The sequence below is a fragment of the Acinetobacter sp. MD2 genome (genome assembly GCF_035615575.1).
Taxonomy (GTDB): Bacteria; Pseudomonadota; Gammaproteobacteria; order Pseudomonadales; family Moraxellaceae; genus Acinetobacter.
Genome location: NZ_VTDK01000004.1, coordinates 321,936 through 328,170, shown reverse-complemented (window position 1 = coordinate 328,170; position 6,235 = coordinate 321,936). Strand labels below are relative to the sequence as shown.

At 41.5% G+C, this 6,235-nt stretch carries 6 protein-coding genes; 4 read left to right on the top strand and 2 right to left on the bottom strand.

All coding sequences use genetic code 11. The features are described 5' to 3' along the window. Window positions 1-85 precede the first annotated feature (85 nt). Both FXN70_RS08200 and lon read left to right on the top strand, forming a co-directional pair. Entirely contained in the window at window positions 86-679 is a 594-nt protein-coding gene (locus tag FXN70_RS08200; protein ID WP_324646962.1) for a 5-formyltetrahydrofolate cyclo-ligase, read from the top strand. A 122-nt stretch (window positions 680-801) separates the two neighbouring features. Next, the gene (lon, locus tag FXN70_RS08195) at window positions 802-3,231 is read left to right on the top strand and encodes an endopeptidase La (protein ID WP_324646961.1); all 2,430 of its coding nucleotides are present in this window, start codon (window positions 802-804) and stop codon (window positions 3,229-3,231) included. Between the two features lie 83 nt (window positions 3,232-3,314). Here lon and FXN70_RS08190 read toward each other — a convergent pair whose 3' ends face one another. Next, window positions 3,315-3,686, bottom strand: coding sequence for an RcnB family protein (locus tag FXN70_RS08190; protein WP_324646960.1), 372 nt, complete (start codon window positions 3,684-3,686; stop codon window positions 3,315-3,317). 302 nt (window positions 3,687-3,988) lie between these two features. Here FXN70_RS08190 and rlmH point away from each other — a divergent pair, with 302 nt between their 5' ends. Both rlmH and FXN70_RS08180 read left to right on the top strand, forming a co-directional pair. Next, window positions 3,989-4,468 (top strand): 23S rRNA (pseudouridine(1915)-N(3))-methyltransferase RlmH, encoded by a 480-nt coding sequence (gene rlmH / locus FXN70_RS08185; RefSeq protein WP_324646959.1) that lies wholly within the window; start codon window positions 3,989-3,991, stop codon window positions 4,466-4,468. 40 nt (window positions 4,469-4,508) lie between these two features. Next, window positions 4,509-5,285: a class III extradiol ring-cleavage dioxygenase gene (locus FXN70_RS08180; protein ID WP_324646958.1), complete on the top strand. Its 777-nt coding sequence runs from the start codon at window positions 4,509-4,511 to the stop codon at window positions 5,283-5,285. A gap of 17 nt (window positions 5,286-5,302) precedes the next feature. Here the strand turns inward: FXN70_RS08180 and FXN70_RS08175 are convergent, their stop codons facing one another. Then, window positions 5,303-6,118 carry a class III extradiol ring-cleavage dioxygenase gene (locus tag FXN70_RS08175; RefSeq protein WP_324646957.1) on the bottom strand — a complete coding sequence of 272 codons (816 nt, stop codon included), beginning with the start codon at window positions 6,116-6,118 and terminating at the stop codon, window positions 5,303-5,305. Window positions 6,119-6,235 lie beyond the last annotated feature (117 nt).

The following is a 6,235-nucleotide window of genomic DNA, read 5'->3' as shown; positions in this document are numbered from 1 at the left end:
TTTTTTATGCCTAAAATAAGCAAAATTGTATTTCTGCACAATTCTTATTACACTCAAACATCGTCTATCTACGTACAGACAGCCTATGTCCCTTTCTGTTATCGAGCTAAAAAAATTACGCCAACAATTACGTACACAACGGCGACAACTCAATAAATTTCAACAAAAACAAGCCGAAGCTGCACTCTTACATCATCTCATTCAACACCCTCAATTTAAGCATAGCCAAAAAATCGGTCTTTATTTAGATGCTTTTGGTGAAATACAGACGCATCAAATTATTCAGCGGTGTTTTGATTTAGGCAAAACCGTCTATTTACCCCAAATTAGCACCATGATGTTTGGCTTGTCTTGGGTTAAAGTGTCTCAGCAGCAATGGAAAACTCGCCGATTTTCGCTACATCAACTAGGCATGTTAGAACCTAAGCAACGCGGTTGCCGTGTTCAACAACTCGATTTACTCATTTTGCCATTGCTTGCTTGTGATGAGCATGGCACGCGCTTAGGCATGGGCGGTGGTTTTTATGACCGAGCATTACAATACGCCCCTAAACACCCTTATCGTTTAGGCATTGCACATGCGTTTCAGTATTTAAATCAACCATTGATTCGGCAAACATGGGATCAACCACTACATGCACTCTGCACCCCAAAACAATCGTATCTTTTTAAAAATTAATTGGCTTTGTTTTAATCGAATCCCGACTTTTTTAGTTTTTTTCGCTCTATCTCCCTTGTAATTTAAAAAATATCCATCACTATAAATTTCATGGCAACACTGTTGTCACTCAAGGAGTGCCCATGACTGAACAAATTTTAAATAACGAAAGTTCTCAAGAACTCATCGTTCCAAACGTATTACCATTATTGGCGCTACGTGATGTAGTGGTCTATCCACACATGCAAATCGCGCTGTTTGTTGGTCGTGAAAAATCAATTCAAGCAGTCGATGTGGCGCGTAGCAGTGACAATTTAGTTTTTGTGGTTGCACAAAAAGATTCGCTGACTGAAGATATTGATCAAGAAAATTTATATCAATACGGTACAGTTGCGAAAATTGTCCAAGTTGTAAACCATGAAAATGATGAAAACTGCATTAAAGTTTTGATTGAAGGCTTACATCGTGCCAAGCTTGAGCAAATCATTGATCATGATGCTTATTTCACTGCCGAACACACCGCAGACCCAATTCATCTCACTTTAGATACAGACACGCAAACCCAACGCCTACAAGAATTAAAAACCCTGTTTGCACAATATGCCGAAGCTAAATTACGTAATGCACGTGAACTTGTTTCAGCAGCCAATAAAATTGAAGATTTGTTACAGCTTCTCTTTTTTGTGGCAACCCGCGTGCCGCTCAATATTGAAGTGAAACAAAACTTCTTGGAAGAAAATGAGTTTGAAGCGCATTTCAAAGCATTGGTCGATTATTTGTTACATCAATCTGAAGAACAACAAATCGAACAAACGTTGCATGACAGCGTAAAACGCCAAATGGAAAAGAACCAACGCGAATACTTTCTAAATGAAAAAATGAAAGTCATTCAGCGTGAACTTTCCGACATGAACGGCGGCGCTGAAGATGAAATGGCTGAGCTTGAAAAGCGCTTGGCAGATGCTGATTTACCTGCACATGTTCGTAAAAAAGCTGAAACTGAGTTTCGTAAGTTAAAAGCGATGCAACCTGCTTCAAGTGAAGCTGCTGTGGTACGTAATTATCTTGACGTGATTTTGGATACACCTTGGAACAAAGCCAGTAAGGTCAGCATTAATCTTGCTAAAGCCCAAGAAATTTTAGATACCGACCATTACGGCCTAGATGAAGTTAAAGAACGTATTGTCGAATATCTTGCTGTGCAATCACGCGTTAAAAAATTACGTGGCCCAATTTTGTGTTTGGTTGGCCCGCCAGGGGTTGGTAAAACGTCTTTAGGTGAATCTATTGCCAAAGCGACAGGTCGTGAATTTGTCCGCATGGCATTAGGTGGCGTACGTGATGAAGCCGAAATTCGCGGACACCGTCGCACTTATATTGGTGCGATGCCGGGTAAAATTGTGCAATCACTAACCAAAGTTGGGGTGAAAAACCCACTGTTCTTGCTTGATGAAATCGACAAGATGGCACAAGACTACCGTGGTGACCCTGCTTCGGCATTATTAGAAGTGCTAGATCCATCTCAAAATAGTAAGTTTAACGACCACTATTTAGACTTAGATTTAGACTTGTCTGAGGTGATGTTTATTTGTACTGCAAATAGTATGAATATTCCTGAAGCCTTGCTTGACCGTATGGAAGTGATTCGTTTACCGGGCTATACCGAAGATGAAAAAGTCAATATTGCATCACGCTACTTAGTGCCTAAAGCAATTAAAGACAATGGCTTGCGCAGTAAAGAGTTAAGCGTGCATGAAGAAGCGATTCGTGACATTGTGCGTCGTTACACCCGTGAAGCAGGTGTACGTAGCTTAGAGCGTGAAGTATCGAAAATCGCACGTAAAGTCGTGAAAGAGTCGGTTAGCAAAAAAGCCAAAAACTTGCATGTTGATGTGACTACAGAAAACTTGCCAGATTACTTGGGCGTGCATAAATTTGACTTTGGTATTGCCGAAATCGAGCCACAAGTTGGTCGTGTGAATGGCTTGGCGTGGACATCTGTTGGTGGTGAACTGCTCACAATTGAAGTGGCTGCAGTTAAAGGTAAAGGTAAATTCATTACCACAGGCTCACTTGGCGATGTAATGAAAGAATCGATTACCACTGCCATGACCGTTGTGCGTACCCGTGCAGATGCACTAGGTATTGAAGCATCACGCTTTGAAGAAACTGATATTCACGTGCATTTACCTGAAGGCGCAACGCCAAAAGATGGTCCATCGGCAGGTCTTGCATTAACGCTCGCGTTAGTTTCAGCTTTTACAGGCATTGCTATTCGTGCAGATATTGCCATGACAGGTGAAACAACTTTAGGTGGTCGTGCACTGCGTATTGGTGGATTAAAAGAGAAATTGCTTGCAGCACATCGTGGTGGCATTCAAATGGTCTTTATTCCTCAAGAAAATGTCCGCGATTTAAAAGAAATTCCTGAGAATGTCAAAGCAGGTTTAGAAATTAAAGCTGTGAAAAGTATTGATGACATTTTACCCTTGGCCTTAATTGAAATGCCAAAACCGTTGGTGAAAGCGCCGATTGTAAAAGCACTTGACGAAGGCAAAGCTGCTCGACATTAAGTTTTATCTAATAAAAAAGCCTCACTTTTAGTGGGGCTTTTTTGTGTAAGCTGAATTATTCACATCAGCCAGTTTGGAAGTTTTTAATGCGATCCTAATAAAATCGCAGTAATTAAACTTGATGCTGCCGCAACCAAGACATAATCGCCATGTACTCGCTTCCAATGATGGCCATGCGGTGGTGGTGGCAAACCTTGCTCGCGCCAATCGACATCGTAACGGTGGTCGCAATATTCTGGGGGTAACGACTGCCCTTCATACCAACCGCGCACTGGATGATAATAATCTGGATGCTGCCACATTGGCGGTGCTACCCAATTTTGTGGCGGTAGAGGTGGTGGCGGCACATACACTCTTGGTTCTGGGTCACCGTAGTAAACCCAGTGATCCGCCATGGCAAGGCTTGAGTTGAATGTTGTTCCTATGAAAAATAGTGTCATCCAAAAGCGTTTCATTACAGTACATCTCCTTTATTTAAAGCACTATGACTGCATCTAGATCCAAATTCAGATGACTATTTATTTGCGATCCATCTACATATTGGCATTGTATAAACAGATCTAGTACAAACCATGCAGCTTGGTTTTTAAACCTGTTATGATTTTTCAATGCATAGTAGAAAACTGCATCTTATTATTATTTTTAATCTGTCATTAATATTAGACTGAGTATCATTCAATACACATCTCCGCTTGCACCGAACTTAAGACAGTTTTTCGGTTATAATCACATGCTTTATTGTTTTTAGCGCTGATCTATGAAAATTCGTATTTTGACTATTGGGCAAAAGATGCCAGCTTGGGTACTGACCGGTGTAGAGGATTATCTCAAGCGGATTCAACCTTTTGTACAAACCCAATTTGTTGAATTACCAATGGCAAAACGCGGAAAAAATGATTCAGATGCAGACATATTAAAATATTGCCAAACGGAAGGTGAAGCGATTCTTAGTGCCTTAAAACCGAATGAAAGCCTAATTGCCCTTGAAGTGGGTGGACGAGAATTGAGCACAGAAAAACTGGCCAGTACCATGCAAAGTTGGATGCTCGAAGGACAAGATATTGCGCTTGCAATTGGTGGCCCCGATGGCTTAAGTGATGCGGTACGCCAAGCAGCAAAATGGCATTGGTCATTGTCTAAGCTCACACTTCCCCATCCATTGGTACGCGTTATGTTGATTGAACAACTGTATCGCGCCATGAGTATTAACCATAACCATCCGTATCATCGTGCTTAATGATCGTATTTCGCTTAAAACTTTTTAAATTTACAATGTTATGAAATTACAAACCCTGCCTGGTCTTTTTATTTCGCATGGTTCACCCATGCTTGCACTTGACCCTGAACAAATTGGGCCAGCCTTACAACGTTTGAGTTCTAATTTACCCAAACCCAAAGCGATTATTGTCATGTCGGCCCATTGGGAAAGTGATACGCTTGAGATCAGCACCGCAACTCGTCCTGAAACATGGCATGATTTTCGGGGATTTCCTGAGGCACTATATAATATTCGCTACCCTGCTGCGGGAAGTCCAAAATTAGCTGAGCAAATATTGGCACTTCTAGCACAATCGGATATTCCAGCACATGCCAATAGCACACGTCCAAGGGATCATGCGGTTTGGATGCCATTGTTACACATGTATCCAGAAGCCGATATTCCAGTGATTGAAATTTCTCTGCCTCGTTATGCCAGTGCCCACGCATTGTATCGACTTGGGCAAGTCATGGCCGTGCTCAGACAACAACAAATTTTAGTGATTGGTTCAGGCAGTATCACCCACAATTTATCAACCCTAACATGGAAAAATACCCATTCCTCAACACCTGCTTGGGCCAGTCAATTTCGTCAATATGTGGTGCATAAACTGCAGCATCAAGATGATGAAGCAGTTTTAGATTGGAAAAATTTGCCATTTATTCAAGAGAATCATCCAAGCTTAGAACATCTTGCACCATTATTTTTCGCCATGGGTACAGGTCGACGTTTTAGTTTAGTTCACCATAGTTTTTCAATGGGTAGTTTAGGTATGGATATTTATCGCTTCGACTAAACGATTGTAAGCATACGTTACCCAAACCTAAAGTTAGAAACCCAAATACCGCCCACAAAATGAGTTTCATGATAACTTCTTGTGGCAATATCCTGCTCTGCTGCACCAACTGCTACCATAAGGGGTAATAAATGTTCTTCACGTGGATGTGCAATTCGTGCTGCTGGTGCTTGTGACCATGCACAAAGCAAACGATTACGTGCATCACCTTGGTGCTCAACAACTGTTTGATACAACCATTGATCAAATGCTTGTGAAGGCTGTGTAGCAGCAGCATTAAACAAACCTAAATTGTGATAACTGAGTCCACTACCAATAATCAGCACATTCTCATCACGTAAAGGTGCAAGTGCACGCCCCAACTCAATATGTGTTTGCGGATCTAATCCTTGCTTTAACGACAATTGCACCACAGGAATATCCGCCTCAGGATTAATCACTTGCATCGGTGAGAACATGCCATGATCGTAGCCACGCTGAACATTTTCACGCACCGTAATATTGGCTTGCACAAGTAATTCAACCACTCGCCGAGCCAATTCTGGCGAACCATTTGAAGGATATTTCACCTGATAAGTATGTGCAGGGAAACCACCATAGTCATAAATCATGTCAGGCTTTGGAGTACTTTGCACACTAAATTCCGTATCTTCCCAATGTGCAGAAATCATCAAAATGGCTTTGGGTCGCTGTGGAAGCGAAGGTAAAATTTCTACTAAAGACTGTGCTAATTTGGCATAAACTGTCCCAAGTTGAGTAGGCATCCACGGCCATGGACCTCCTCCATGTGAAATAAAATGAACAGGTTGACGTTGCACTAAAGTATTGGACATGGACTTTCTCGGTTTAAATTCAATATCAATTACTTTAGAAAAACCGGCCCAACACAACAAGTATAAAAATAGGACACTCAACGTCGTGATATGCAACGCTTTTATCATAATCCCATG